The 26077-nt window shown below is 62.1% G+C and carries 23 protein-coding genes and 1 pseudogene; 19 read left to right on the top strand and 5 right to left on the bottom strand.

Annotated elements, in window-relative coordinates; all coding sequences use genetic code 11:
* Positions 1-33: 33 nt before the first annotated feature.
* Positions 34-606 carry a GNAT family N-acetyltransferase gene (locus NKI95_RS19840; RefSeq protein ID WP_352718974.1) on the bottom strand — a complete coding sequence of 191 codons (573 nt, stop codon included), beginning with the start codon at positions 604-606 and terminating at the stop codon, positions 34-36.
* Positions 603-1490, bottom strand: a complete 888-nt coding sequence (serB, locus tag NKI95_RS19835) for a phosphoserine phosphatase SerB (RefSeq protein ID WP_352718973.1) — start codon at positions 1488-1490, stop codon at positions 603-605. Before serB ends, NKI95_RS19840 begins: the two co-directional genes overlap by 4 nt.
* Between serB and miaA the strand changes: the two genes are divergently transcribed.
* From miaA to NKI95_RS19820, 3 genes are all read left to right on the top strand, one after another.
* Positions 1480-2448, top strand: coding sequence for a tRNA (adenosine(37)-N6)-dimethylallyltransferase MiaA (miaA, locus tag NKI95_RS19830; RefSeq protein ID WP_352719024.1), 969 nt, complete (start codon positions 1480-1482; stop codon positions 2446-2448). The two genes, serB and miaA, sit on opposite strands and share 11 nt — an antisense overlap.
* A gap of 103 nt (positions 2449-2551) precedes the next feature.
* Entirely contained in the window at positions 2552-3346 is a 795-nt protein-coding gene (locus NKI95_RS19825) for a GGDEF domain-containing protein (protein WP_023676688.1), read from the top strand.
* 132 nt (positions 3347-3478) lie between these two features.
* Positions 3479-3865, top strand: coding sequence for an ester cyclase (locus tag NKI95_RS19820; protein ID WP_352718972.1), 387 nt, complete (start codon positions 3479-3481; stop codon positions 3863-3865).
* Between the two features lie 43 nt (positions 3866-3908).
* Here NKI95_RS19820 and NKI95_RS19815 read toward each other — a convergent pair whose 3' ends face one another.
* The gene (locus tag NKI95_RS19815) at positions 3909-5738 is read right to left on the bottom strand and encodes an ATP-binding protein (RefSeq protein ID WP_352718971.1); all 1830 of its coding nucleotides are present in this window, start codon (positions 5736-5738) and stop codon (positions 3909-3911) included.
* A gap of 151 nt (positions 5739-5889) precedes the next feature.
* On the opposite strand from NKI95_RS19815, the gene NKI95_RS19810 reads away from it, so the two are divergent.
* The 13 genes and pseudogenes from NKI95_RS19810 to NKI95_RS19750 all read left to right on the top strand — a co-directional run bounded on the left by NKI95_RS19810 (position 5890) and on the right by NKI95_RS19750 (position 19728).
* A complete protein-coding gene (locus NKI95_RS19810; RefSeq protein ID WP_352718970.1) occupies positions 5890-6456 on the top strand; it encodes a helix-turn-helix domain-containing protein in 567 nt (188 codons plus the stop codon).
* A gap of 1 nt (position 6457) precedes the next feature.
* On the top strand, positions 6458-6769 hold the full coding sequence (locus NKI95_RS19805) for a hypothetical protein (protein ID WP_352718969.1): 312 nt from the start codon (positions 6458-6460) through the stop codon (positions 6767-6769).
* Between the two features lie 54 nt (positions 6770-6823).
* Positions 6824-7351 carry a GNAT family N-acetyltransferase gene (locus NKI95_RS19800; protein ID WP_352718968.1) on the top strand — a complete coding sequence of 176 codons (528 nt, stop codon included), beginning with the start codon at positions 6824-6826 and terminating at the stop codon, positions 7349-7351.
* Positions 7352-7570: 219 nt separating this feature from the next.
* On the top strand, positions 7571-8731 hold the full coding sequence (locus NKI95_RS19795) for a PcfJ domain-containing protein (RefSeq protein ID WP_352718967.1): 1161 nt from the start codon (positions 7571-7573) through the stop codon (positions 8729-8731).
* A gap of 292 nt (positions 8732-9023) precedes the next feature.
* The gene (locus NKI95_RS19790) at positions 9024-10805 is read left to right on the top strand and encodes an acetolactate synthase 3 large subunit (protein WP_352718966.1); all 1782 of its coding nucleotides are present in this window, start codon (positions 9024-9026) and stop codon (positions 10803-10805) included.
* A 66-nt stretch (positions 10806-10871) separates the two neighbouring features.
* Entirely contained in the window at positions 10872-11444 is a 573-nt protein-coding gene (gene ilvN / locus NKI95_RS19785; protein WP_023676680.1) for an acetolactate synthase small subunit, read from the top strand.
* A 187-nt stretch (positions 11445-11631) separates the two neighbouring features.
* A pseudogene (locus tag NKI95_RS19780) lies at positions 11632-12226 on the top strand (LysE family translocator).
* Between the two features lie 168 nt (positions 12227-12394).
* Entirely contained in the window at positions 12395-13645 is a 1251-nt protein-coding gene (locus NKI95_RS19775; protein ID WP_352718965.1) for an efflux RND transporter periplasmic adaptor subunit, read from the top strand.
* A complete protein-coding gene (locus tag NKI95_RS19770) occupies positions 13642-16800 on the top strand; it encodes an efflux RND transporter permease subunit (protein ID WP_352718964.1) in 3159 nt (1052 codons plus the stop codon). Before NKI95_RS19775 ends, NKI95_RS19770 begins: the two co-directional genes overlap by 4 nt.
* A gap of 56 nt (positions 16801-16856) precedes the next feature.
* Positions 16857-17462, top strand: coding sequence for a nitrile hydratase subunit alpha (nthA, locus tag NKI95_RS19765; protein WP_352718963.1), 606 nt, complete (start codon positions 16857-16859; stop codon positions 17460-17462).
* Positions 17459-18118: a nitrile hydratase subunit beta gene (gene nthB / locus NKI95_RS19760; protein WP_352718962.1), complete on the top strand. Its 660-nt coding sequence runs from the start codon at positions 17459-17461 to the stop codon at positions 18116-18118. The genes nthA and nthB overlap by 4 nt, the downstream gene beginning before the upstream one ends.
* On the top strand, positions 18087-18470 hold the full coding sequence (locus tag NKI95_RS19755; protein ID WP_502909210.1) for a nitrile hydratase accessory protein: 384 nt from the start codon (positions 18087-18089) through the stop codon (positions 18468-18470). The genes nthB and NKI95_RS19755 overlap by 32 nt, the downstream gene beginning before the upstream one ends.
* Positions 18471-18600: 130 nt before the next feature.
* Positions 18601-19728, top strand: a complete 1128-nt coding sequence (locus NKI95_RS19750; RefSeq protein ID WP_352719023.1) for an ATP-dependent DNA helicase — start codon at positions 18601-18603, stop codon at positions 19726-19728.
* A gap of 10 nt (positions 19729-19738) precedes the next feature.
* Here the strand turns inward: NKI95_RS19750 and NKI95_RS19745 are convergent, their stop codons facing one another.
* A complete protein-coding gene (locus tag NKI95_RS19745; RefSeq protein ID WP_352466911.1) occupies positions 19739-20143 on the bottom strand; it encodes a SpoIIAA family protein in 405 nt (134 codons plus the stop codon).
* A 114-nt stretch (positions 20144-20257) separates the two neighbouring features.
* On the opposite strand from NKI95_RS19745, the gene NKI95_RS19740 reads away from it, so the two are divergent.
* From NKI95_RS19740 to NKI95_RS19730, 3 genes are all read left to right on the top strand, one after another.
* On the top strand, positions 20258-20998 hold the full coding sequence (locus tag NKI95_RS19740) for a pyridoxine 5'-phosphate synthase (RefSeq protein ID WP_352718960.1): 741 nt from the start codon (positions 20258-20260) through the stop codon (positions 20996-20998).
* A 96-nt stretch (positions 20999-21094) separates the two neighbouring features.
* Positions 21095-23008 carry a potassium transporter Kup gene (locus NKI95_RS19735; protein ID WP_352718959.1) on the top strand — a complete coding sequence of 638 codons (1914 nt, stop codon included), beginning with the start codon at positions 21095-21097 and terminating at the stop codon, positions 23006-23008.
* 158 nt (positions 23009-23166) lie between these two features.
* Positions 23167-25086: a potassium transporter Kup gene (locus NKI95_RS19730; RefSeq protein ID WP_352718958.1), complete on the top strand. Its 1920-nt coding sequence runs from the start codon at positions 23167-23169 to the stop codon at positions 25084-25086.
* 42 nt (positions 25087-25128) lie between these two features.
* Here NKI95_RS19730 and NKI95_RS19725 read toward each other — a convergent pair whose 3' ends face one another.
* Positions 25129-26019, bottom strand: a complete 891-nt coding sequence (locus tag NKI95_RS19725; protein ID WP_352718957.1) for an SDR family oxidoreductase — start codon at positions 26017-26019, stop codon at positions 25129-25131.
* Positions 26020-26077 lie beyond the last annotated feature (58 nt).

Here is a 26077-nt window from a genome sequence, read left to right as displayed (position 1 = left end):
GCAACACTCTGATCTTGAAAAGAAAAAGGGCGGCTAGCGGGCCGCCTTTTTTCTTGCTTGCCAGTCTGTGCGTGACAGCCTGTAGAAGACATGTCGCCTGAGTGCCGTGTGGCTGTCCGGAACGCCGGGATGGTCGAAATCGGAGGCCGGGTCGGCGGTCATGCCCAGGCGCTCCATGACGGCAGTGGACCGGCTGTTATCCTTGACTGCGAAGGACACGATTTCGTCGAGGCCAAGTCTTTCAAAGCCATAGGTGAGCCAGGCTTCGGCTGCTTCGGTGACATAGCCGCGGCCCCAGAATTCTGGTGCCAACCGCCAGCCAATCTCGATCGTGCCGGGCGGCAGGAATGGCAAATGATCGGTTCCGGTTATGCCGACGAAGCCGATGCATTCACCTGTGGCTGCGATCTCAGCGGCCGCGAAGCCGAAGTCGGTGCGATCGATAGCCGCGCGCAACTCCCCCATCTTAGCGTCAGCCTGGGCGCGGTCGCGGCGAAACGGAAAGAATTCCATGACGCGCTCGTCGGAATTGATGCGATGGAAGAGCTCGCGGTCACGATCTTCCCAGTTGCGCAGGATCAGGCGCTCGGTGCGGATCGGCGTCATTCGACAAATTCTTCCCAGCGATAACCCTGCAGATAAAGCAAGGCGGTGAGGTCGCCGTGGTCGATACGGATCTTTGCCTCAGCCGCCACGGCCGGCTTGGCGTGCAAGGCGACGCCGATGCCGGCAAGACGGATCATGTCGAGATCGTTGGCGCCGTCACCGACGGCAATGGCATCGGCAGGCGTCAGGCCGAGGCGGGCGGAAATCTCGATAAGGGCTTCGGCCTTGGCGGCGCGGCCGAGGATCGGCTCGGCGACCAAGCCGGTGAAGCGGCGATCCTGCTCGATCAGCCGGTTGGCGCGATTTTCGTGAAAACCGAGCAATGCTGCGATGCGGGTGGTGAAGATGTCGAAACCACCGGAGATCAGAGCCGTCCAGGCGCCATTGGCCGCCATTGTCTGGACGAGCGTGCGGCCGCCGGAGGCTAGCGTCAGGCGATTGTCGATGATGCGGTCGATGATTGCGGCATCGAGACCCTTGAGCAGCGCCACGCGCTCGCGCAAGGCCGGCTCGAATGCGATCTCGCCGTTCATCGATCGCGTCGTGATGGCGGCGACGCGATCCTTGACGCCGATCTCGTCGGCAAGCTCGTCGATGCATTCCTGGTCGATCATCGTCGAATCCATGTCGGCGATCAGGATCTTCTTGCGCCTGTTCTCAGCCGGCTGGACGGCCACGTCGATCGGTTCGGAAGCAAGCGCGGCCTGCAGGCTCGCCGTTATTTCGGAAGCGTCGGCGGTCTCCGGCAAGTCGAGTTCGCAGGCGATGCCTTCGGCCAGCCAGCGAACAGCGCTTGCGCCGACGGACCGCGAGGCCATATTCGCTAGCGTCGACGTCAATGCGCGGCCGGCGGGATGGGATAGAAGCGTGGCGATCAGCGGCATCGAAAATTCCAGCGGACAGGCGGGCGAAGGCCGCGTGAAGAACGCGATCCTGATAGCCGGGCCGACCGCCAGCGGCAAGTCGGCGCTCGCACTCGACCTCGCCGAGCGCAATGGCGGTGTCATCGTCAACACCGATTCAATGCAAGGCTATTCGGTGCTCGACTTGCTGACGGCACGGCCTGGTTCTGCCGAATTCGCCCGCGTCCCCCACTTCCTTTATGGACACGTCGATCCGTCCACCGCCTATTCCACCGGCGCCTGGTTGCGTGATGTCACGAAGCTGATCGACGACGACACGCTCTCGGGGCGGCAAGTGATTTTCGTCGGCGGCACCGGGCTTTATTTCCGGGCGCTCACGGAAGGTATCTCGGAGATGCCCGACATTCCGAAATCGATCCGTGATCGCTGGCGCTACGAGCTCCAGGAACAGGGCGCAGTGAGATTGCACCGCATCCTGTTGCGCGAGGATTCTGCGGCCGGCATGATGCTAAGGCCTACGGATGGCCAGCGCATCGTGCGGGCGCTGGAGGTGCTCGACGCGTCGGGCCGTTCCATCGTGGACTGGCAGGCCGCGCGTGGCCAGCCGTTGATCGACAGGAGCAGCGCGCGCTTTTTCGTCATCGAGCCGGAGCGAGCGGCGCTGGTGGAGCGGATCGATGCCCGCTTCGACCGCATGCTGGACAAGGGGGCACTGGACGAGGTGAAACAGCTTTCAGCGCTCGGCCTCGATCTCGACCTGCCGGCGATGAAAGCAATCGGTGTTCGCGAGCTTCAGGCCGCGTTGGCCGGCGCCATCAGTTTTCCCGAGGCCATCGAGCGCGCGAAAATCGCGACGCGGCAATATGCCAAACGGCAGGCGACCTGGTTCAGGCACCAATTGGGCCCGGAATGGCAGAGATTGCGTCCTGGTGAGGGGATCGACTCGATGCTCTCACCCCCTCCTTCGAGCGCAACCTGAAAAGTCGACACCGAGGGGACATTTCGCGTTGAAGTTGTCCGGTTAACTGTCCGTAAGTTCCCGCATGCCATAAGATCGATAGGAACTTTCCAACGGGGAGCAGATGCGTTTCCACAAGGCGGAATCAGCCTTTTTCGTCTTTATTTTTGTGATCCTGGCCGCCGGCCTGGTGACGCTTTACGCCTATGGGCTCCTGCAAACCCTGGCCGCCGACATTAGCAATACGCCTTCGGAACTCGATGAAATCGTCTATCTCAACAAGCTGCTGTTTGCGACCGGTGTGCTGCTGGCGACTGCCCTGTTCTTCGGTATTTTCTTCATCTACCCGCTGATCCGAAAGCAGGCGACGGAAGAAGGCAAGCTGCGCGCCATGACCGTTTCGCTCAGCGCGCGTTCGGAGACGCTGGAGCATGCGGCGCTCACCGACAGCCTCACCGGCATGCAGAACCGGCGCTACTTCGACGATGCGCTGAAGGAATATCTCGAAGAGTTCCGTCGCATCGAGAAACCAGTAGGGCTGATGATCCTCGACCTCGACCATTTCAAGCAGGTCAACGACAGCCACGGCCACGATGTCGGCGACGAAGTGTTGCGGGCCGTCGCCAACTGTCTCAAGGACATGACACGCTATCACGACGTGGTGGCGCGCCTGGGCGGCGAGGAGTTCGCGGTGGTCACGCCCAATATGGACGCCGAGCTGCTGTCCAAATTCGCCGAGCGCATCCGCAAGGCGATCGCCAACATGTCGGTGCTGACAGGCAATGTCCGACTGAAAATCACCACCAGCGTCGGGCTTGCCGTCTGGGATCGCAAGGAAACCGCCGAGGAGTTCTATCGCCGCGCCGACCGCCAGCTCTATGAGGCGAAGAGGCAAGGGCGCAACCGCGTCTGCGCCTGAAATTCCGTCATTGAATTCGTGATGCTGGCCGTCTGGTATCGTTTTCTGCGTTTCCGGCGCACGCAGACCGACGTCACCCAGTCAAGCTGAGATGCTGCCTTTGCGGGGCTTGCCGGAACTAGAGGTGCTGCCGTGACTAAATCCGACCTCTCCGATCTTTACCGGGGCTATATTGCATGCCTGAACAAGCAGGATTGGCCAAATCTGGGGCGATTTGTCCATGATGAAGTGACCCACAACGGTCGCAAACTCGGATTGTCCGGCTATCTCGAAATGTTGGAGAGAGACTTCGACGAAATTCCGGACCTTTACTTCGACATTCAGCTATTGGTTGCCGATCCACCTTATGTAGCGAGCCGGCTAAGCTTCGACTGCGCGCCAAGGGGAACGTTCCTTGGCCTCCATGTGAGCGGGAAGAGAATTTCGTTTGCCGAGAACGTATTCTATGAGTTTGAGCGAGAGAAAATTCGCCGGGTGTGGTCAGTCATAGACAAGGCAGCCATCGAAGCTCAGCTTTGATACCTGCGGCCGCACCGATGAGGTCTGCCTAAAGTCGCCCGACTTATTCGTTTTGCGGGCGTAGCCCGAAGGTCGCCGGCTTGAGGCCGTAGCGTAAGTCGAAATCGTCGTTCCGCTGGGTGCGTGCGGCCGACGGCTTGCGATAGTCCGAATCGCCGGCCTGCCGGCCCGGATCGACGACTTCCGCGAAAGGCATTGCCTGCTGTGATTTAGGCACGTTGCGCAGCCGTTCGACGATCGCCACGAGGTCGACCTCGTCGCCGGTTTCGGACGGCAAGGCATTCTCGCGTTTGGCGGTGCCGGGGATCAAATCCTCGGAGAGTTTTTCGAACTTCATCCGCATCGTCGTCGCCACGCCTTCCCCGAAGGCGATGGCCTCGCGCTGGCCCATGGAAGACAGGAACGCCAGCGTCGAAGCCGAGGAATCGGCGATCGCCGAGCGGATGATCGCCTGGTCCTGCTCATTGGCGAGTCGCATGGCAAAGAATGTCGAGCACTGCGACAGGATGGTCGGATCGAGTTCGCCCGGGCGCTGGGTGACGACGCCGAGATAACAGCCATATTTACGGCCTTCCTTGGCGATGCGCGACAGCGCGTGCCGCGTCGGCGCGAAACCGAGGCGCGGATCGGCCGGCATATAGCGATGTGCTTCCTCACATAGGAAGAGCAGCCGCAAGCGGCCTTCGCTCCACAACGCCAGGTCGAAGGCCAGCCGCGCCAGCACCGAGCACACGGAGTTGACCACCTCGGACGGCATACCGGCCATTTCGAAGCAGGTCACCGGGCGGCCGTGATGCGGCACACGGAAAATGTTGCCGATCGTCTCGTGGATGGTGTCCTCGATCAGGCGCGAGTTGAACATGAAACGGTAGCGCGGATCGGATGCCGCCGATTCGATACGTGTCTTCAGTGACCTGAGGGTCGGGCGATCGTTCTTGCTTTCCAGCAATCCCATGCGCTCGTCGACCAGCTTGATGAGGTCGGCAATGCGATAGGGCACCGGCGCGTCGGCGGTCAGCGCGTCGGTGCTGCGCCGTAGGTAGTTGCCGGAGTTCGGATTGCGGTAGAGGTTCTTGGCCGCGGGAATGAGATCGCGCAAGGCGTCGACCTCTTCCGGGACCGTCTCGCGGCCGCGAAACAGCACCTCGGCAAATTCCTCGAGCTTGAACATCCAGAAGGGCAGGTCGAGAGTCGTCGAATCGACTCTGACGCAATATTCGGGCAACGACGCGGCGAACTCGTTGTGTGGATCGAGGATGAGCACGCGCAGGTCGGGCCGGGCGGCGATCGACTTGCGCAAGAGCAGCGACACGGCAGTCGATTTGCCGACCCCGGTGGTGCCGACAATGGCGAAATGCCGCGCCAGCGTATCGTCGATGGCGATATTGGCGTCGATGGCCTCGTCCTGCGACAGCGTGCCGATGGTGATCGAATGACGCCCGGCGAGATCGTAGACGGCCTGCAGGTCGCGGCTGCGGATACGATGGGCAATGGCGCCGATATGCGGATAGGTCGTGATGCCACGGTCAAAGACCGGCTTCGCGCCGGGTTCGGCACCGTCGCGCACCTCGCCGATCAATTCGATGCTGACCTCGATCGGATTCTGGCCCTCGCTGCTCCAGGCACGATCCAACTTGCCGATTTCGTAGACCAGGCCGACGGTTCGTGATGTGCCGAGATTGATCGAGATCATCTTGCCGACGCTCCACAGGCCGGTGACCGTGCCTTCGATATCGTCGGCATAGGCGCTGATGGTGGCGCGCGCGCCGTCGCATTGCACGACATTGCCTAGAATCCGCTTGTCGTTCTGCTCCGCCCTGCGGCGCTCCAGCAAAGTCGGTTCTCCAATGGAGGCTTCGCGTTCAACGAGCATGGACAGGCCGATCCCCTTTTCCCAAGCGATGAGCCTAGGCGAACGGGGTTAAGGTGGGATGAGGCCGGATGGTTTAGCGGACATTAAGGAGTTTGCGAAAACTGGACGAAACGGCCGTTGCTCCGTAGAAAAATTTCGATATATTGGATTAATGGATGATATAGCGAACGATATTTCCTCGACCATCGGCAGAAGAATACATGCCGAAAGGGTGGCTCGCAGCTGGTCCCTGGCTGAATTGGCGGAGCGGTCCGATGTCTCGAAAGCCATGCTGAGCACGATAGAGCGCGGCATGACGAGCCCGACGGCGGCACTTCTTGTACGCATTGCGGCCGCCTTCGGCATGACGCTTTCCACTTTGATAGCAAGGGCGGAATTGCAAGGCGGTGGCCTGCTTCGCGAACGTGACCAGCCGGTCTGGCGCGATCCGGCTACGGGCTATGTGCGGCGGCACCTTTCGCCGGTCTCCGACATGCCGCTCGAACTGATCCGGATCCAGTTGCCGGCGGGCGCCAAGGTAAGTTTCCCGGCGGCGTCCTATGCCTTCATCAGGCAACAGATATGGCTGATCTCCGGGCGGCTGGAATTCACCGAGGGCGACATCGTTCACAGGCTCGAACCCGGCGACTGCCTGGCGCTCGGCGCGCCATCCGATTGCGTCTTTCACGCTCCGGGGCCGGACGCCGCCGACTATCTGGTTGCGTTGGCCAGGAGCTGAGGTGAAGGCGCGCCGTCCGAAACGCTCCGACAATGGTGGTCCGCCGCTCGACGACTATGACGGTCCGCCCTGGGGCAAGGGCGACCCCTATGTCTTTCTTGCCTGGCGGACCGCCCATGCCCAGGCATGGAAAGTGCCGAGCCGCGAGATCATGCTGATGCGGCTGGACAAAGCCGAGCGGCTGGGCCTGACCTATGAGGAATACACGCTCGAACTGCTGGAACGCGGGCGACATCTGCAAGAGGAAGACGCCGAGCGTATCGCGGAAATCCGCCGGGCCAGGAAGCGGAAGCGATTCAGTCATTTCGACTGACGGTGCAGATCATGCTGCCGCTCGATTCACCGTCGTTGCGACAGAGGAGACCAAATGGATTCAGTAGAAATCAACCTGATCAGCAATACTGACGGAACGCAAAAAATGCTGGTCGATTTGCTGATCGGGACGGTTGCCGCCGGCGGCTCGGTCAGCTTCATGCACCCGCTGGCGACGGAGATAGCCGCAGCCTTCTGGAACAAGTCGCTTCAGGCGGCCGCCAGAGGCGAAAGGGTGGTGCTGGCTGCCTGGAACCGCGAGGCTCTGGTCGGCACCGTCACCTTGCTGCTCGACTGCCCTCCCAACCAGCCGCACCGGGCCGAGATCGCCAAGCTGATGACCCGCCTCGATTATCGCGGCAAGGGCATCGCAACCCGCATGATGGAGGCGGCGGAAGCTGTTGCCGTGGAGAAAGGCCGCACGCTGTTGGTCCTGGATACTGCAAAAGAGGAGGGGGCTTCCGGCCTCTATGAAAAGCTCGGCTTCACGCTGGCCGGCGAAATACCGGATTATGCGCTGAAGCCGCATGGCGGGCTGACAGGCACCCTCATCTACTGGAAACGCATCGGCCGGACACCGTGATGGCGACAACGATGCACCTTTGCAACACCCGTCAAACGATCGCGGGCGTGGAAAGAATAGCTCTTGCGTCAAATTGGCGGCGAGCTTAGAGAAGCCGCCCATTCTGATCCGTCGTCCTGAAAGGAGACCTGTCAATGACCCGGCGATCCAGATCGACACATTCCGTGCCGACGCTGGAATTGCGTGCGGCTGACAGGGTTCCAATCAGGATGAACGGCCATGGCAAAGTCCATGATCCAGCGCAGGCAGGACGCCGAGCGCGAACGCATTGAAGCATATGCCGTAACGCTGCGGCGGGTTTTTCCCGTCCCGCGTCCCGCTCCGGATTTCGAGCGGGCGCTCGACGAGGCACGTCGGGGCTTTGCCGGCATGGCGATCCGCGACGGCGCGCTGTGGCGTCCAAAGCTGAAGACGCGCGACCCCGCGCGGCTGCGGCTGGCCGCGGCGCGTCATCTCTATGCGCGCTACCCGGTTACAGCCGCGCTCGAGGGGATCTGGCTGGACAGCTCGGGGTTGAATGCCGGCGAGATTGCGCTTCGCAAGGCTTGGTATATCGCAGTGGCGCGTGGTGACTCGCTTTACAAGGCGGGCGCCTGTGCGTGGCTGTCTCGCAAGGAGGTGCATTGCTTCTTGAACTTGCCCGGCGATTTCACGTTCGACGAGGCATTTTGGGTGGCAATCGCCCGGTCCTACACGGATGATTCCGGGTTGGCGGCCCGACTTGCCAAGTCGAAAATCGCGCGCACGCCACGTAACGATCTGGCCTTCTGGCGCGAGGTGACACGGTTCTTCTGCGGGCAGCCCGCGTCGAAGGAGGAGATCGACGATCTATGCGACTATATCAGCGCCGTGCACCAGCGCTATGCGGCGTACAGCGTGAAGGGTCGCACGCTCGCCTCGCTGCGTCGGCAGATGTTGGACTGGCATCGCGACATTGCCGTGATCGAACGCATCGAGGCAATGCGCCGCCGCGCTGCCGGGCGGGCCACGCGTACTGCCGGGACGCAGTCGCAGGGTCGCGCCTGGCACGGCTCGCGCCTCGACGACTGGGACTGGCAGCCGTCGACCAAGGAGGCAAAGGCGCATGGCGAGCGCTTCTTCGTCCGTCAGTTGAAGACGGCCGAGGATCTGGTCGCCGAGAGTCGGGCGATGCATCATTGCGTCTCGATATACGCGGCCAAATGCATCGCCGGCAATGCCTCGATCTGGGTGCTGCGGCGCTCGGCGCTCGGCAAGATCGAGCGGTTGCTGACGATCGAACTCGACCCGCAAAACCGTGCGGTGCTGGTGCGCGGTTTCGGCAATCGTCTCGCCTCGCTCGAAGAGCGCAAGATCATCGAGCGCTGGGCCAAGGCGAGGGGTGTGGTGCTCTGGGCCTGAAACGGAAGACCCGCGCGGCGGAAAGGCCGCGCGGGTGCACAATGGGCGGATGTGCCGACGTCAGGCCAAGTGCACATTCGCCGTTGACAGCGGCGTCAAACCAATTCTATTGTCCGCGACCATGAAAAAGGCACTCATTCTCGTAGGAAAGCGCGTGGGCAAGGCGGTGTAACCGCCAGGCGATGACCTCCCATGCGCAAGACACAGGCTCCCTCGGGGGCCTTTTTTATTGCCCGAAACACGACTAAACGACCAGCAATCGCCCGATGGCGAACAGTACGGGACCAGACCGATGAGCAGTGGACAGAATGAGCGGCGCGAAATGACAGGCGCCGAAATGGTGGTGCAGGCGCTGAAGGACAATGGCGTCAAGCATGTTTTCGGCTATCCGGGCGGCGCGGTTCTGCCAATCTACGATGAAATCTTCCAGCAGGACGAGGTCGAGCACATCCTCGTCCGCCACGAGCAGGGCGCCGGCCATGCGGCGGAAGGCTATGCGCGCTCGACCGGCAAGGCCGGCGTCATGCTGGTGACCTCAGGGCCGGGCGCCACCAATGCGGTGACGCCATTGCAGGACGCGCTGATGGATTCGATCCCGCTGGTCTGCCTGACCGGCCAGGTGCCGACTTCGCTGATCGGCTCGGATGCGTTCCAGGAGTGCGACACGGTCGGCATCACGCGGCCCTGCACCAAGCACAACTGGCTGGTGAAGGACGTCAACGAGCTCGCGGCAACGATCCACGAGGCCTTCCATGTGGCAACCACAGGGCGCCCCGGTCCGGTCGTCGTCGACATCCCGAAGGACGTGCAGTTCGCCAAGGGCATCTATGTCCCGCCGCAGACGGCGCCGCGCACCAGCTACCAACCGAAGGTCCAGGGCGATCTGGAAAAGATCAAGGCGGCGGTCGAGCTGATGGCCGGCGCCAGGAAGCCGATCATCTATTCGGGCGGCGGCGTCATCAATTCCGGCCCGGAGGCGAGCCATCTGCTGCGCGAGCTGGTCGACCTCACCGGCTTTCCGATCACCTCGACGCTGATGGGCCTTGGCGCCTATCCCGCGTCGGGCAAGAACTGGATGGGCATGCTCGGCATGCACGGCACCTATGAAGCGAACATGGCGATGCACGATTGTGACGTCATGCTCTGCATCGGCGCGCGCTTCGACGACCGCATCACCGGGCGGCTGACAGCGTTTTCGCCGAATTCGAAGAAGATCCACATCGACATCGACCCATCGTCGATCAACAAGAACGTCCACACCGACGTGCCGATCATCGGCGATGTCGGGCGTGTGCTGGAGGATCTGGTGCGGCTGTGGCGGGCAACCGCCAAGGCCGACAAGAAGGCGCTTCACCCATGGTGGGAGCAGATTGCCAAATGGCGCGCCCGCGATTCGCTCGCCTACAAGATGAACCACGAGGTGATCATGCCTCAATATGCCGTCCAGCGGCTCTATGCGCTGACCAAGGACCTCGACACCTACATCACCACCGAGGTCGGCCAGCATCAGATGTGGGCGGCGCAGCACTACCACTTCGAGAAGCCGAACCGCTGGATGACCTCTGGTGGGCTGGGCACGATGGGCTACGGCCTGCCGGCGGCACTCGGCGTGCAGATCGCGCACCCGGATGCGCTGGTCATCGATATCGCCGGCGACGCTTCGGTGCAGATGACGATGCAGGAGATGAGCGCGGCGGTGCAGCACGAGGCGCCGATCAAGATCTTCATCCTCAACAACCAGTATATGGGCATGGTGCGGCAGTGGCAGCAGCTGCTGCACGGCAACCGGCTGTCGCACTCCTACACCGAGGCGATGCCGGATTTCGTCAAGCTCGCCGAAGCCTATGGCGGCCACGGCATTCGCTGCGACAAACCGGACGAGCTCGATGACGCCATCAAGGAGATGATCGGGGTCAAGAAGCCCGTCCTGTTCGACTGCCGCGTGGCGACGCTCGCCAACTGCTTCCCGATGATCCCGTCCGGCAAGGCGCATAACGAGATGCTGTTGCCTGACGAGGCGACGGACGAAGCTGTGGCCAACGCTATCGACGCCAAGGGCAGGGAACTGGTGTAGCCTGGTTCAAGGAAGCTGTGCGAAAACAGCAGATTAGCGCAAAAGATTGAAATCGAGATTCATGTCATGAACGCACAGTTGCAACCGACCGGCTCCGCCTATTTCATCGCCAAGGAGACGGAAAAACCAGAGAACCACACGCTTTCGGTCCTGGTCGACAACGAGCCGGGCGTGCTTGCCCGGGTCATCGGCCTGTTTTCCGGACGTGGCTACAACATCGAGAGCCTGACGGTCTCGGAAACCGAGCACGAAAAGCACCTGTCGCGCATCACCATCGTGACACGCGGCACCCCGCATGTGCTGGAGCAGATCAAGCACCAGCTCGAGCGCATCGTGCCGGTGCACCGCGTCGTCGATCTCACCGTGCGGTCGCAGGAATTCGGACAGGAGCGGCCATTGGAGCGGGAACTCGCGCTGGTCAAGGTCGCCGGCACCGGCGAAGCCCGCGTCGAGGCGCTCCGGCTCGCCGATGCATTCCGCGCCAGCGTCATCGATGCCAACACCGAGCATTTCATCTTCGAGATCACCGGCAAGGGCTCCAAGCTCGATCAGTTCATCGCCATCATGAAACCGCTCGGGCTAGTTGAAATCTGCCGTACCGGAGTGGCGGCGATGAACCGCGGCCCGCAAGGGATGTAGCTTCCAGTATCCAGTTGTTTTAGCCGCGTTTCTGCGGTGCCAAGTGATTCCACTCGGCTGCAAGATGCTCTGGCGCCGCATGTCTGTTCCGTCGCTACGCGATCGCCTGGCCCGGCTGCGCCCCTGGAGTGGCTTTTGCGCGACGGTCGTAAAAGGACAATAGTGTTGACTTAATTGGGAGGAAGCTATGACGCTGGATGCATTCCTTGCCCTGCTGGTCTACGCCTTCGTGACCTCGATCACGCCGGGCCCGAACAATTTCATGCTTCTGGCGTCGGGCGTGAATTTCGGCTTGGTCAAGACCGTGCCGCACATGCTGGGCATCGGCATCGGCTTCCTCGTGCTGTTGCTGGCCGTAGGCCTCGGGCTTGGCGCCGTGTTGACGGCCTTTCCGGTGCTGCATACCGGGTTGAAGATCGCCGGCGGCCTCTATCTGCTTTATCTCGCCTGGAAGATCGCCGTGTCGCGCGCTCGGCGGCGAAGGCGAGGCGAAGGGCCAGCCGATGCGCTTCATGGAGGCTGCGGCTTTCCAGTGGGTCAATCCCAAGGCTTGGGTGATGGCGATTACAGCCATGGCCGTCTATACGAACCCGGAACGCCCGTTTGTGTCGGTGGTGCTGATCGCAGCCGCTTTCGCCGTCGTCATGCTGCCGAGCATTTCGACCTGGGCCGGTTTCGGCATGGCGCTGCGCGGTTTCCTGGCGGATGCGGTGCGGCTCAAATGGTTCAACATCGCCATGGGCGTGATGCTGGCGGCGACACTGTGGCCGATGCTGCGTTAGCTGCCGTTTTATTGTGCACTGCACATTAAATCTTCGTAATGACGGGTTTTGGCCCTTTTTCGCCTTCGGCATCCTCTATTATCTGGCAAAAGCGCGGCAATCGGCTGCGAGTTGAGCTAGACTACGGCCACCGGATAGCGGCGTGTCGGATCGAGAGGCCTTTTGTCGATGCGCGGAAAGATCGTGTTTGCGGTGATCGCTGCAGCCTGCGTTGCCGCGGCGTGGTTCTATCTTTCGCCCAGCGCAAGGAGCGGTCTTCAGCAGATTCTGTCGGCGAGGCAGACGACGGCGGCCGCGGACAAACCCGCTGCAGCGGCAAATGCCGCGCGTTCGACTTCGGTGGTTGCCGCCACCGCTTCGACGGCCGATTTCCCGGTCCGGCGCTATGCCATCGGCTTCGTGTCCTCTCCTGCCGTGGTCAGCATCAACGCACGGGTCTCGAGCCAGATCGTCGCAATCGCGGTCAAGGACGGACAGATGGTGAAGGCCGGAGACCTTCTGTTCTCGCTGGACGATCGCTCGTTGAAGGCGCAACTGGCACGCGATCAGGCGACGCTCGCGAAAGACCAGGCACTGCTTGCCAGTGCGACGGCCGATCTTCAGCGCGCCAAAAATCTCGTCGCCAGGCAGGCCGGGACACAGCAGACCTACGATCAGGCTGTCGCGGCGCAGAAATCCGCCGCGGCCACCGTCGACGCCGACAAGGCAACGATCGATGCAGACCAAATCCAGCTTGGCTTCGCCACAATCAGGGCGCCGATCTCCGGCAGGCTTGGCGCGGTCAGCGTCGCGGTCGGCGACCTCGTCACCACCAGCAACGGCAGCAGCACGTCGACTCCGCTGGTGACGATCACGCAGGTCGACCCGCTGCAGGTGAACTTCAATCTCCCCGAAAGCGATCTTGCCTTGCTGCACAAGGCGCTGGCGGCGGCGCAGCAAGGTGCGGTGACGCTGACCAAGGATGGCGACCCGAAGCCGATCGGCAAGGGAACGCTGGATTTCGTCGATTCCAGCGTAGACACGGCGTCCGGCACGATCGCAACGCGGGCCAGCGTGCCCAACGCCGATCTTTCGCTGTGGCCGGGCCAATATGTCAATGTCGTGCTCGATGCCGGCATCATGCCGCAAATGACGTCCGTTCCGACGGTCGCCGTCCAGCCCAGCCAGAAGGGCCCGTTCGTCTATGTGATCAAGCCGGACAACACAGTTGAAATGCGGCCCGTGCAAGTCGCGCTGACAGAAGGCGCCAACACCGCGATTAGTCAGGGTTTGAAAAGCGGTGAGCGTGTCGTCGTCGAGGGTCAGACCAAGCTGAAAAACGGTGCGGCGGTGCGCGAAGGCAAGGCTTCGACCGGCACCGGCGACCAGGCGGCTCCGAAGGTCGCCGAGGCTGACCGTACGGGCGGAACGCAGCCATGATTTCCGAATTCTGCATCCGCAGGCCCGTCGCCACGCTGCTCATGTCGTTCGCCCTGATTCTGGGCGGGCTATTTGCTTACAAATTCCTGCCGGTCGCGGCGCTGCCAAGCGCGGAATTTCCGGTTGTCAACGTCTCGGCCTCGCTGCCTGGAGCCTCGCCGGAAACCATGGCGACCTCGGTAGCAACGCCTCTGATCAAGCAGTTTTCCACTATCGCAGGCATCGATTCGATCTCGACGACCAACTCGCTCGGCTCGACCTCGATCGCCATTCAGTTCGTGCTCAACCGCGACATCGATGCAGCCGCCGCCGACGTGCAGGCGGCGATCGCACGCACGCAGCGACAATTGCCGCCGGAGATGACCAGCCCGCCGAGCTACCGCAAGGTCAATCCAGCCGACGCGCCGATCCTGCTGATGTCGCTTGTCAGCGACACCATTCCGCTGACCGATCTCAATGCGTTTGCCGAGAATGTGATTTCGCCATCGCTGTCGACGATCGACGGCGTTGCGCAGGTTTCGATCTACGGCCAGCAGAAATATGCCGTGCGCGTCCAGATCGATCCGACGGCGCTCGCCGCACGCGGCATTTCGATCGACCAGCTGCAAACGGCCATTGCCTCGGCCAACAGCAACACGCCGCTCGGTGTGCTCAAGAACAACAAACAGCAGCTGACAATCACCGCGAACACGCAGCTCACCAATGCGGCGGGGTTCTCCAACATCATCATCGCCACCAAGAACGGCCATCCGGTGCGGCTCGGCGAGGTGACCCGCGTCATCGATTCGGTCGAGACCACGACGACGGCAAGCTGGTACGACGGCACCCGCGCCATCATCATGGCCGTGCAGCGCCAGCCGGATGCCAACACCGTCGATGTCGTCGACCGCGTCAAGGCGATGCTGCCTTCCTTCGAGGGTCAGATGCCTGCGACGGCGAGCATCCAGTTGCTCAACGACCGCTCGACGTCGATCCGCGAGGCGGTGGACGACGTGCAGTTCACGCTGCTGCTCACCATCGCGCTCGTGGTGATGGTGATCTTCCTGTTCCTGCGCCGGGTGACGGCGACGGTCATCCCGGCAGTGGCGGTACCGATTTCGCTCATCGCCACGCTGGGCGTGATGTACCTGTTCGGGTTTTCCATCGACAACGTCTCATTGATGGGGCTGACGCTTGCGGTGGGCCTTGTCGTCGACGATGCCATCGTCATGCTGGAAAATATTTTCCGCCATATGGAGGAGGACGGGCTCTCGGCCCTCGAGGCGTCGCTCAAGGGCGCCCGCGAAATCGGCTTCACCATCATATCGATCTCGATCTCGCTGGTCGCCGTGTTCATTCCGGTGCTTTTGATGGGCGGCGTGATCGGGCGCATCTTCAACGAATTCGCGGTGGTGGTGACGGTCGCCATCCTGGCGTCGATGTTCGTCTCGCTGACGTTGACGCCGATGCTGTGCTCGCGGCTGTTGTCACTATCGAAAGCCGAGCAGAAGGCGGCGCATGGCGAGCACCATAGGCAAAACGTCTTCATGCGGGGCTATGACAGGCTGCTGACATTCTGCCTTCGCCACAATTTCCTGGTTTTCCTTGTATTCCTCGTGACCGCCGGGCTGTCCGTGTGGCTGATCCAGATATCGCCGAAGGGCTTCTTTCCGCAGGAGGATATCGGCCAGGTCTCGGTGACGACCATTGCGCGCCAGGACATTTCGTTTGACGCCATGGTGAAGCTTCAGGGGCAAGTGGCGGATGTCTTCACCCATTCGCCTTACGTCGCGCATGTCGGCTGGTCGGCGGGCAGTGGAAACAATGCGCTCAACCAGGGCCAGCTGTTTGTGCAGCTGAAAGACAAGGACCAGCGACCGAACATCGACAAGGTACTTTCGGATCTGCGGCGCCAGCTTGCCAATGTGTCCGGCATCGAAACCTACATGCAACCGGTGCAGAATCTGCGGCTCGGCGCGCGCTCTTCGGCGAGTGCCTACCAGCTTGCCGTGCAGGGCCTCGATACCGGCCTGACGAACGTCTGGGCGCAAAAGTTGACGGACGCGATGGCTGCCGATCATGGCGCCTTCACCGATGTCACGAATGATCTGCAGAACAACGCGTTGCAGGCGACGCTGGTGATCGACCGCGACAAGGCAGCGACGCTTGGCGTCGATACCGACACGTTGCGCTCCAGCCTCTATGGCGGTTTCGGCACCCAGCAGGTGTCGACCATCTTCGGTTCGGCCGACAGCTATAAAGTGGTCATGGAGCTCGACCCGAAGATCGAGTGGTCGCCCGAACGGATGCTGGCGATCAAAGTAAGGACGGTCAGCGGCAGTCTGGTACCGCTTGGAGCCTTCGCCCGCGTCGATCGGACCGCCGGTGCTTTGACCGTCAACCAGCTCGGCCAGCTTCCGGCTGTGACCATCTCCTACAATCTGCCGCAGGGCGTGGCCCTCGGCGACAGCGTGAGCCACATCAATGCGCTGAAGGAAAAGATCGGCATGCCGCCGACGATCTCGACCACTTTCTCGGGCACGGCGAAGACCTTCCAGGATTCGCTTTCCAACCAGGGGCTGCTGATCGGCGGCGCGATCCTGACCATCTATATCGTTCTCGGCATGCTCTATGAGAGCTTCATCCATCCGCTCACTATCCTGACCGGGCTTCCGTCGGCGGTGCTCGGTGCGCTGGTGGCACTGCGGCTGGCGGGGATGGATCTGTCGGTGATCGCGGTGATCGGCATCCTGATGCTGATCGGAATCGTCAAGAAGAACGGCATCATGATGATCGACGTGGCGCTAGAACTCAGGCGCGAGGGGATGTCCCCTGTCGAATCCATCCACAGGGCCTGCCTGATGCGCTTCCGGCCGATAATGATGACCACGCTTGCCGCGCTGATGGGTACCATCCCGATCGCGCTCGGCACTGGCGCGAGCGCGGAACTGCGCCAGCCTCTCGGTGTGGCGGTGGTCGGCGGCCTGGTCGCCTCGCAGGCACTGACGCTGTTCGTCACGCCCGTCATCTACGTCTACATGGAGCATTTTTCCGGCTGGCTCGTCAGCGTATGGGCGGGGCACCGGGGCGAGCCGAGCCCGGTCGAGGCGGTCGACCAGCCGTCACTGTTCGACGACGAGGAAGAACCGGTGCCGCAGAAGGCGGCAGCCGAATAGCGCTGGCCCAAGCCGTGGTGCTTGCGGCCGGGTGTCCGCGATCGTAATTTGACGCCATGCCGCACAATCACGACCACGACAACGAGCTTGATCCTTTTGCGGCGCGCGTGCGCGCGCTGGAGACGATTCTCACCCGCAAAGGCCTGATCGATCCGGCGGCGATCGACGTTATCGTCGACACCTACGAGACCAAGATCGGGCCGCGCAACGGCGCAAAGGTGGTGGCGAAGGCCTGGGTTGATCCCGGGTTTGCCGCATGGCTGAAGCGTGATGCGACGGCGGCCATCGAATCGCTCGGCTACACCGGCCGGCAAGGCGAGCACATGCAGGCGGTGTTCAATACGGCCGACACGCACAACCTCGTCGTCTGCACGCTATGCTCTTGCTATCCGTGGTCGGTGCTCGGCCTGCCGCCGGTCTGGTACAAGGCGCCGCCTTACCGTTCGCGCGCGGTGATCGATCCGCGCGGCGTGCTCGAGGAATTCGGGCTGACCTTGCCGGCGACGACGACAATCCGGGTATGGGATTCGACCGCCGAGCTGCGTTATCTGGTCGTGCCTATGCGGCCCAGGGGCACGGAGGGCTGGGATGAGGCACGGCTCGCCGATCTGGTGACACGCGATGCCATGATCGGCACGGCGTTGGCGCGGGAGCCGGCATGAACGGGCCGCAGGATCTCGGCGGACAGATGGGTTTCGGGCCGGTCGCGCCCGAACAGGACGAACCCTATTTCCATGCCGATTGGGAAAGGCGGGCGCTTGGCGTGACCTTGTGCGCCGGCGCCATGGGCGCCTGGACCATCGACGAAAGCCGGCATGCGCGGGAATCGCTGCACCCGGCCGACTACTATGCGTCGAGTTATTACGAAATCTGGATCAAGGCACTGGAGGTGCTGCTCAAACGCCATGGTTTCGTCAGCGACCGCGATCTGACCGTGGGCAACCCAGTTGATCCGGCAGCGACACCCAAAAGGGTGCTGAAGGCTAAAGATGTTCCGGCGGTGCTGGCCAAGGGCGGGCCCTGCGACCGGCCGGTCGCTGCGCCGGCGCGGTTCAAGGCGGGCGACCTCGTGCGAACCAAGAACTTTCATCCGACGGGCCACACCAGGTTGCCGCGCTATGCACGCGGCAAGCGAGGCGTCGTCGAGGCCGTGCGCGACGGCTTTGTCTTTCCCGACACCAATGCGCACGGCCAAGGCGAAAACCCGCAATGGGTCTATACGGTGGCCTTCACCGGCGGCGAAATCTGGGGCGAGGGCGCCGATCCGACACTTGTCGTGTCGATCGATGCCTGGGAGAGCTATCTTGAACCGACGTGAGACTAGCTCAGTTGCCGCCTTATTGCCCGCCGGTGTCGAGGCGTCGGTGTTTGCCGAGCCGTGGCAAGCGGAAGCCTTCGCCATCACAGTGGCGCTGCACGACAGAGGGCTGTTTTCCTGGAGCGAATGGGCGGACGCCTTGTCGACCGAGGTGAAGCGGCCGGGCGCCGCGAGCGACGGTCACGATTACTACGAGCACTGGCTGGCGGCGCTGGAAAAGCTGCTGTCGACCAAAGGCGTTGCCGGTAGGAACGACGTCGATATCCTTGCCGCTGCCTGGGAACGCGCCGCGCATGCTACGCCGCATGGCAAGCCGATCCTGCTGGAGAACGATCCGCAGCGGGCTGGGTAAGCTGTCGTCGCCCGGCGTTGTTCTCTTTACGTTCCTGTTTGTCGCTGATAGCCTGATCCGTCGCAGCGCCATGGTCGGCAGCGACGGCATGGCACTCGACTTTCCCTCGCGAATCCGGTCTGTCGCGCTGATGGAATTCTCTCCTCAACAGGACGAGGCGCTGAAGGCGGTGGCCGGCTGGCTGAAAGCCGGCAGGCCGCAGCTGTTCCGGCTGTTCGGCTATGCCGGCACCGGCAAGACGACGCTGGCGCGCTATTTCGCCGAGCATGTCGACGGCCAGGTGCAGTTCGCCGCCTTTACCGGCAAGGCGGCGCAGGTGCTGCGTTCCAAGGGCGCGGTCAATGCCCGCACCATCCATTCGCTGATCTACCGGCCGAAGGGCGAGGAATCGGTATCGGACGAGGTGACCGGCAAGACCTCGATGTCGCCGACATTTTCGCTCAACCGGCAGAGCCCGATCTCGCGGGCCAAGCTCGTGGTCATCGACGAATGCTCAATGGTCGACGAGCAACTCGGCCGTGACCTGATGAGCTTCGGCACGCCGATCCTGGTGCTCGGCGATCCCGGCCAGTTGCCGCCAATCTCCGGCGGCGGCTTCTTCACCGACCATGAGCCGAACATTCTGCTCACCGAAATCCATCGCCAGGCGCGTGACAACCCGATCATCCGGCTTGCGCTTGACGTGCGCGAGGGCCGCGAGTTCATGCGCGGCGACTATGGCGCGGCGCAAGTGATCGGCAAGGAAGACGTAACCCAGGAATTGGTGCTGAAGGCGGACCAGGTGCTGGTCGGCACCAACCGTACGCGACGTCGCTATAACCAGCGGCTGCGCGAGCTGAAGGGGTTCAACGCCGATTATCCGCAAGCCGGCGACAAGCTAGTCTGCCTGCGCAACGATCCGGCCAAGGGACTGCTCAACGGCTCGTTGTGGAAGGTGATGACCTCGTCGCGCGAGACGGTCAAGCCCGGCATCAATCTGCTGGTTTCGCCGGAGGAAGACGACCCGGATCGCAGTGTCGCCAAGATCAAGCTGCTCAAGGCGGCGTTCGAAGACCCGGACGCCGACATTCCCTGGCAACAGAAGAAACGTTTCGACGATTTCGACTATGGCTACGCGCTGACCGTGCACAAGGCGCAGGGATCGCAGTGGAACGAGATCGTGCTTTTCGACGAAAGCTGGGCGTTCAAGGAAACCCGGCAGCGTTGGCTCTACACCGCCATCACGCGCGCGGCCGAACGGCTGACGATCGTCCGATAGGGCGGCCGTATCAGCGCTGGGCGATCGGGTTGGCGCCAAGCCATTCCCAGGCAGCGGCTTCGTCCTTGGCCCCGAAATGCCGGAGTTCGATAGGCAAAGAGGCGGGCAAAAAGGCTCTTGCCTCCGCTATCCAGTTCGGCTCACCGACCGCCGCGCAGCGGCCGATATGCTCCACCGCATGAGCTATGCCCTGTTCGATCGTCTCGTCCGATACATCGGTCCAGTCGACACCCTCATGGTCGATCAGGCGCACCAGCACGTCGATTTTCGGGTGCAGCGCGTAGGCTGCCTCCAGCAATCCGAACAGGTTTTCGGCGTCGGCCGCTGCGACATGGCCGACGACATCGATGGCGAAGAGGTCTTCGCGATCGGTATCGATGCGGCGGATCGCCGGTACGGCATCGAGAAAATTCAACAGGGAACTCCTTGCGCTCGATTTTCTTCGTTCCCTTGGAACACCTGAAACCCTCTGTCTGTTCCCGTTAAAGACGGTATAGATGCGCGCCGAGATCAGCCTGGAACCGTGCAAATGCCTGCAAAGCTTTCCGTGAACCTCAATGCCATCGCCATGCTGCGCAACCGGCGAGACCTGCCGTGGCCAAGCGTGACAGGGCTCGGGCGCATCGCCCTTGCCGCCGGCGCGCATGGGCTGACGGTGCACCCGCGACCCGACGAGCGGCACACCAGGCATTCCGATCTGCCTGAGATCAGGGCGCTGATCGACGACGAGTTCCCGAATGCGGAATTCAACATCGAGGGCTATCCGACCGAGGATTTCCTGGCGCTTGTGGAAAAGCATCAGCCGGAGCAGGTGACGCTGGTGCCCGACGACCCGGCGCAGGCGACTTCCGACCATGGCTGGAACTTCGCCGCCGAGGCTGCGTTCCTGACACCGGTCGTCAAGCGCCTGAAGAAGGGAGGCTTTCGCGTGTCGCTGTTTTCCGATCCGGACCCCGATGGCGTGAAAGCCGCTCGCGACACCGGCGCCGACCGGATCGAACTCTATACGGGCCCATACGGCAGCTATCATTCCGATTCGGCAAAGGCGGCGAAGGAATTGGAGAAATTGGGAAAGACTGCGGATGCCGCACTTGCTGCAGGGCTCCAGGTCAATGCCGGGCACGATCTTGTGGTGAGCAATTTGCCGGCACTGGCCAGGCGCATCCCGGCATTGGCCGAAGTGTCGATCGGACATGGGTTGACAGCCGATGCGTTGGAGTATGGCATGGCCGCAACGGTCAGGCGGTTTCTGAAGGCTTGTGGCTGGTAGAGAGAGGCGAGCCGATAGGCCATGCGTTCCCGGCATGGCAGCGCATCCTTTCCATCCCGCAGTATAGAGCACCGCACGTCTATGGGAGTGTCGTCCATGGCCCTTGCCCACGCTGGTAGCGAGGCAGAACCCATCGAACAATCCAGCCACTCCAAGGCCGAGCAGCACAGCACCAGAGTTTTGATGCTGGGCGCGTTGGGCGTGGTTTACGGCGATATCGGCACGAGCCCAATCTACGCGTTTCGGGAAGCGCTGCACGCATCGTCGGGACCGGTAGCGCGCAATGACGTCCTTGGCGTGCTGTCGCTTATCGTCTGGGCGCTGACGATCATCGTCACGATAAAGTACGTCGCTTTCGTACTCAGAGCCGACAACAAGGGTGAGGGCGGCACGCTGTCGCTGATGGCGCTTGCGCGCAACGCTTATCCAAAGGGAGCCCGGTTCATTCTGGGGATCGGACTTTGCGGCGCGGCGCTTTTTTTCGGCGACGCCATCATAACGCCGGCCATCTCCGTGCTTTCGGCGGTTGAAGGGCTGGAAGTGGTAACCCCGACGCTGGAAACCTTTGTGGTTCCGATTACGCTGATCATCCTTGCAATGCTTTTTGCCGTGCAACGCTTTGGCACCAGCAGGGTGGCGGCCGTGTTCGGGCCGGTGACGGCAACGTGGTTCCTGGCCATCGGCGCCGCCGGGGTCTATCATCTGCTGGACGACCCGTCGGTCCTGCTGGCGATCAATCCCTATTACGCGGTCGCTTATCTGGCCAATACGCCCACCGGCGCCTTCGTCACGGTCGGGGCGGTGTTCCTAGCGGTCACCGGGGCCGAGGCCCTCTATGTCGATCTCGGTCATTTCGGGCGCAGGCCGATCGTGCTGGCGTGGTTCTCCGTGGTGTTCCCTTGTCTGCTCCTCAACTATTTCGGACAAGGCGCGTTCGTTCTGGCCAACGGCGGCAAACCCACCAATCCATTCTTTCAGATGCTGCCCGATTGGGCCCTGATGCCCATGGTTGGCCTTGCGACGGCAGCGACGGTGATCGCCAGCCAGGCGGTGATCTCCGGAGCTTTCTCGCTGACCCGTCAGGCGGTGCAGCTCAATCTGCTGCCGCGCATCGAGGTGCAGCATACTTCCGAGATGCAATCCGGCCAGATCTACATGCCGCGGGTCAATCTGGTGGTCGCGCTCGGCGTGATGCTGCTGGTGGTCGGCTTTGGCAGTTCGAGTTCGCTGGCTTCCGCTTATGGCATTTCGGTGACTGGCGAAATGCTGATGACAACCATCCTGCTGTTTGTGGTGATGCGGTTCCGGTGGAAATGGCAGCTTGCACTGGCAGCCGCGCTCACACTGCTGTTTGGCACGATCGATACCGGATTTTTCCTCGCAAACGTCGTCAAGATCCTCGAAGGCGGGTGGGTGTCGATCACGGTCGCTTGCGGCATGGGGTTGATCATGTCCACATGGATCCGCGGCACCCGCTATTTGTTCGACAAGACGCGCCGGAACGAGATCCCGCTGGATTTCCTTGCCGGCAATCTGCTGAAGAAGAAGCCGTATCTGGTGTCGGGCACCGCGGTGTTCCTGACCAGCGATCCGCTGAGCGCGCCGACCGCGCTGATGCACAGCCTGAAGCACTACAAGGTGCTGCACGAGCAGAACGTCATCCTTTCGGTGGTGACGGCACCGCAGCCGGTCGTGCCCGACAGCGAGCGCGTCAAGATGGAGACGGTCAACGAGCTGTTCATACGGGTGACGCTGACCTTCGGCTATATGGAGCAGCCCAACATCCCGCGCGCGCTGGCGATCTGCCGCAAGCAGGGCTGGAAGTTCGACATCATGACGACATCCTTCTTCCTGTCGCGGCGCTCACTCAAGGCCTCGCCCAATTCCGGCATGCCGGTCTGGCAGGACAAGCTGTTCATCGGGTTGGCGCGCACGGCGGCCGATGCGACGGAGTATTTCCAAATCCCGACCGGACGCGTGGTCGAGATCGGGACGCAGGTGGCTATTTAAAAACGTGTCCGTTGCGACATTCCAGGTGGTCTGCCGATGGGACTGAGTCTGCCAAGTCGTGGAGGACTCGCAATATCGGGACGGAGCCATTACGTGACGGCACTTGATATTGCAGCGCAGCAAGCGTAGAGCACCGCCCGCTTATCGGAGTGTCGTCCATGGCCCTTACCAATGCTGGTAACGAGGCAGAACCTGTCGAACAATCGAGCCATTCTGAGGTCGAGCAGCACAGCACCAAGGTGCTGATGCTGGGTGCGCTCGGCGTGGTTTACGGCGATATCGGCACCAGCCCGATCTATGCATTCCGAGAGGCGTTGCACGCATCGGCCGGTGGCAACGTCGCCAACCGTGGCGACATCCTCGGCGTACTCTCGCTGATCATCTGGTCGCTGACGATCACCGTCACCATCAAATACATCATGTTCGTGCTCCGCGCCGACAATCGCGGCGAGGGCGGGGTGCTGTCGCTGATGGCGCTGGCGCGCAACAGTTTCCCGACGCGCTCGGCGGTGATCCTCGGCATCGGCATCGTCGGCGCGGCGCTTTTTTTCGGCGACGCAGTCATTACGCCGGCGATCTCGGTGCTATCGGCGGTCGAAGGTATGAATGTCGTCACGCCGACATTCCAGCCCTATGTGGTGCCGCTGACACTGGCCATCCTCGCGATCGTGTTTGCTGTACAACGGTTTGGCACCGGCGGCGTGGGATTGGTGTTCGGACCAGTCACGGCGCTATGGTTCCTGGCCATCGGCGTTTCCGGCATTAACCACATCATCGCCGATCCGGAAATCCTGCTGGCAATCAGCCCGCATTACATCGTGTCGTTCCTGGTCAACTCGCCCGACGTCGCCTTCGTCACGGTTGGTGCGGTCTTCCTCGCCGTCACCGGCGCCGAGGCGCTCTATGCCGATCTCGGCCATTTCGGCCGCAAGCCGATCGTGCTCGCCTGGCTGGCAATCGTGTTCCCTTGTCTGTTGCTCAATTATGTCGGGCAAGGCGCCTTCGTGCTGGCAAATGGCGGCGTTGTCGGTCATCCCTTCTTCGAGATGAACCAGGGCTGGACGCTTATTCCGATGGTCGTGCTGGCGACGGCGGCGACCGTCATCGCCAGCCAGGCGGTGATCTCCGGCGCTTTCTCGCTGACCAGGCAGGCGGTGCAGCTCAATATGCTGCCGCGTTTCGTCATCCAGCACACGTCGGAAAAACAGTCGGGCCAGATCTATCTGCCGCGCATCAACCTGATGCTGGCGCTGGTGGTGATGCTGCTGGTGGTCGGCTTCGGCGAATCCAGCCGCCTGGCCTCGGCCTACGGTATTTCGGTGACTGGCAACATGCTGGTGACGAACATACTGCTTTTTGTTGTGATGACGCGCATCTGGAAATGGCCGCTCGGCGTCGCGGTCGCCTTGATGGCGGTGTTCGCCTTCGTCGATACCGGCTTCTTTGCAGCCAACATAGTCAAGGTGTTTGAAGGGGGCTGGTCCTCGCTTGCCATTGCCGCAGTTATTGTGCTGACCATGTGGACCTGGATCCGCGGTACCCGCTATTTGTTCGAAAAGACCCGCCGGAACGAGATCCCGCTGGATTTCCTTGCCGGCAATCTGCTGAAGAAGAAGCCGCATTTGGTCTCGGGCACCGCGGTGTTCCTGACCAGCGACCCGCTGAGCGCGCCGACGGCGCTGATGCACAGCCTGAAGCACTACAAGGTGCTGCACGAGCAGAACGTTATCCTTTCGGTGGTGACGGCACCGCAGCCGGTCGTGCCCGACAGCGAGCGCGTCAAGATGGAGACGGTCAACGAGCTGTTCATGCGGGTGACGCTGACCTTCGGCTACATGGAGCAGCCCAACATCCCGCGCGCGCTGGCGATCTGCCGCAAGCAGGGCTGGAAGTTCGACATCATGACGACATCCTTCTTCCTGTCGCGGCGCTCGCTCAAGGCCTCGCCCAATTCCGGCATGCCGGTCTGGCAGGACAAGCTGTTCATCGGGCTGGCGCGCACGGCGGCTGATGCGACGGAATATTTCCAGATCCCGACCGGACGCGTGGTCGAGATCGGGACGCAGGTGGCTATCTAAACAAATGGCCGCGCCCTTCGAAGGGCACGGCCATTGTGAGGCTTAGCTCACCAGAGCCGCCTTGTTTGCTTCAAGAAATTGCTTCAGCGGCTGCGGCTTCCTGCCGGACAGCGTCTCGACCGCGTCGGTTACCATGCCGATGCGGCCGGAGCGCGTGTTGGTGTCGAAGGAAACGATAACGGGGGCGAAAGCCTCGGGAACGCCGGCTGCCTTCAATCCCTCGGTCAGCGCTTCATCCGAAAGCTGGACAACTTCGATCGGCTTGCCGGTGACCTCGGTGACGAGGGCTGCAATCTCGGCCATCGTGTGGGCCTTGGGGCCGGTCAGCGTGTATGTCGTGCTTTCGGTTGCGCTCGAAGCGAGACCGGCGGCGATCGCGGCTGCCATATCGTCGCGCGCGCCATGGGCAATGCGGCCGTCTCCAGCGGATGTGTACCACTGCCCCGAGGCGATGGCGTGCGGCAGCGCCATGAACAGGTTCTCCTGGTACCAGCCGTTGCGGAAGATGGTGTAGGGGATACCGCTCGCCTTGATCGCCTGCTCGGTGCCGTGGTGATCGGGCGCAAACAGCACCGGCGATCCTGGCTCCGGATTGGGCATCGATGTGTAGAGCAGATGCGAAACGCCCGCGCTTTTTGCGGCGGCGACCGCGGCCTCATGTTGCTTCAGGCGCTTGCCCGGAAGGGCAAGCTCGTTTGTCGAAATGATCAGAACCCTGTCGGCGCCGGTAAACGCACTGGCCAGCGATGCTGTGTCGTCGAAGTCGGCCGCCCTGATGGTGACGCCGCGCGCTGCCAGATCGGCCAGATTTTCCGGATTGCGGGTGGCGGCGATGACGCGCTGAGGCGAGACCTTGAGCGTGTCAAGCAGATGATTGATGACGCCGCGGCCAAGCTGGCCGGAGGCGCCGGTGACGAGAAGGGTGTCGGTCATGAAAGGTCCTGACGTTGCGCCGGAGCGGCGGGTTCATATGTTAGTCTCAAAAAGAGAC

Origin of the sequence: Mesorhizobium sp. M0306, from assembly GCF_040321655.1 — a bacterium.
GTDB lineage: Bacteria > Pseudomonadota > Alphaproteobacteria > Rhizobiales > Rhizobiaceae > Mesorhizobium.
The sequence above is the reverse complement of the archived record's forward strand: the minus strand, read 5'-3'. Positions and strand labels throughout refer to the sequence as shown.